General features: G+C 36.3%; 4 protein-coding genes. All 4 read right to left on the bottom strand.

Going from position 1 to position 2,059, the window contains the following annotated elements; translation table 11 throughout:
* Nucleotides 1–275, bottom strand: a 275-nt coding sequence (locus tag HG1285_RS03630) for a dynamin family protein (protein WP_008288828.1), incomplete at its 3' end; no start/stop codon positions are given.
* A gap of 93 nt (nucleotides 276–368) precedes the next feature.
* Nucleotides 369–1,316, bottom strand: a complete 948-nt coding sequence (locus HG1285_RS03635) for a phage integrase N-terminal domain-containing protein (RefSeq protein WP_008288827.1) — start codon at nucleotides 1,314–1,316, stop codon at nucleotides 369–371.
* A gap of 4 nt (nucleotides 1,317–1,320) precedes the next feature.
* On the bottom strand, nucleotides 1,321–1,689 hold the full coding sequence (locus tag HG1285_RS03640; protein ID WP_008288826.1) for a hypothetical protein: 369 nt from the start codon (nucleotides 1,687–1,689) through the stop codon (nucleotides 1,321–1,323).
* Between the two features lie 99 nt (nucleotides 1,690–1,788).
* A partial coding sequence (locus HG1285_RS20370; RefSeq protein WP_008288825.1) for a hypothetical protein occupies nucleotides 1,789–2,059 on the bottom strand: 271 nt, incomplete at its 5' end.

Here is a 2,059-nt window from a genome sequence, read left to right as displayed (position 1 = left end):
ATCTCATTAGAATCTAATAGCTCAATAAATGCCCTCAACTCCTTTCCGGATTGAACTTCAACAATAGCAGCTGTAGTCGGTTCATCCATAGCAGGCAGTATTTTCTTACCTAATAATGCATTAATCAGAGAAGATTTTCCAGAACTAAATTCTCCCAGAAAAGCTATTGAGATACTTAAATCCTTTTTTAGATTTTTAACTTGATTATAAAAATCATCTAAACCATATTTGTGAGAAACTTCTACAATAGAATTTAAAAGAGATTGACATTGCATTGGACTACCCTCCTTTTATTGTTATTTTAATTATAATATTGTAAATATAAATATAAAAGCTAAGACAATGAAGAAAGCAAATAATATTCTTTATCAAGCCCTCAAATAATGCTCCGTAATATCAGCCCTATGATGCCCCATCTCCTCAGAAACCTGTTTCAAAGCCTGCTCATAAGTAAGATTTCCATTTTCCTGAAGCTCATTAAACCTCTCTTGAGCAAAATTCCACCTAAGACCATGAGAACCAGTATAATCTTGTCCACTTTTTTCAGCTGCCAACTTTAAATCAGCTCTATAAGTATCCTTATCAACTTTAAAAACCCCATTTTCCTTAATATGATTTTCAAGTTGTCTATAAGTATCAGCTGACACCTTTATATCCCTAACATAACCACCCTTTCCCTGAACCTCTATCTTTCCAATCTCCTTACCAGTAAAAGGGTCTATATCAATACCCTTTAATTGGTCTTGTTTTATAAGAGAAACTTCATGAAGCCTTGCACCACCCTCATACTGCATCTTAGCCATTAAAGAATGCTCATTTTCTGTTAGATTTTTAATCAAATCCGTTGGATTTTCATAAGCCCTCGCTGGATTTGTTCTTTCTAACGTTTCTTTAGCAATTTCCCTAACTTCCCTTATATGAGACTCAAAACTATAGGAATTTCCTCTACTGTTAATTTCTGAATACCTGTTTAAAGCTACCTCTAACTTTTCAGCTGCAGCTGTATACTGCTGGAAGGTCCTGTAAGAAATACCCTGCTCTATCTTATACTCTAAAAAACTCTTAACGTGTTTTCCTGTCAGCTTTTCAATATCCTTAATACCAAACTCAGATTTCACATAAGACATAAGCTGCTTTACAACATCCCTGTATGAATCTAATGTTTTATAGCTGTAAATACCAAGACCTTTCCCTATCTCATGCCAAGTTTTAGCACCTAATTCTCTTACAAGCTCTTTTTCATAATGCTTAGACTGTCCAATTTTAGATATTACTTCAAAAACTTTATTAACCTGCCACCTGATACTACCACGCATTTTATCAATCTAAATCGCTCATTGTAATATGCTTATCAATAATCCTTGAAAGTTTATTAAACAATGTAGCTTCAAACCTATCCAAATAAACCTTATCCCCATTTTTCAAATCTATCCTGAGCAAGATTTTCTCACCCTTGCCGTACTCAGGGACCATAAACCTACCAAACCTCTCCCCAGGAATCATACGACCTGCCAAAAAAGCATCAACACCAGCAGAAACCTCAATAAAATCCAAAATACCCCTAACCAAAACCTTATCCCTGTAAAAAATAGAAATATCTTTCAAAACCCTACCGGCATGAATAAGCCTATAAGACAAAACAAAATTTCCTATTTCCTTTCTTTTTCCTTCATTAATACCTTCAGACACAAAAACCCCCTATAAAAGAAATACACACACAACTTAAACCCCAAGCTTGATTATTTTAATCGTGGCCAAGCTGTAACCACGCACCAACAACACCACACATCACACACACCACCACAACACAAAAACACACCAACACAAGCAAAAAACAACACACCACAAAACAACCGCACTTTTGCCAACCTCCAAAACGGAAGCCAGCACCACCAGTGCCAGGTCAAACCAGTTCGCCAACCTCCCCAAATAGGAAGTCAGCCCTCCACCGGAAGGTAAAAACCACTTTAAAAAAACAAATAAATAGGCAGGCAAAGAGCCAAAGTGGGAAACACCCTTATACCATGCCTTGAGAATGCACCTTTCGGCTTCCTGTTTA

This window comes from Hydrogenivirga sp. 128-5-R1-1 (genome assembly GCF_000171895.1).
The sequence above is the reverse complement of the archived record's forward strand: the minus strand, read 5'-3'. Positions and strand labels throughout refer to the sequence as shown.

Bases quoted from the DNA above. Each gene is read 5' to 3' on its own strand.
- HG1285_RS03635 (WP_008288827.1), bottom strand. From the start codon at position 1,316: ATGCGTGGTAGTATCAGGTGGCAGGTTAATAAAGTTTTTGAAGTAATA.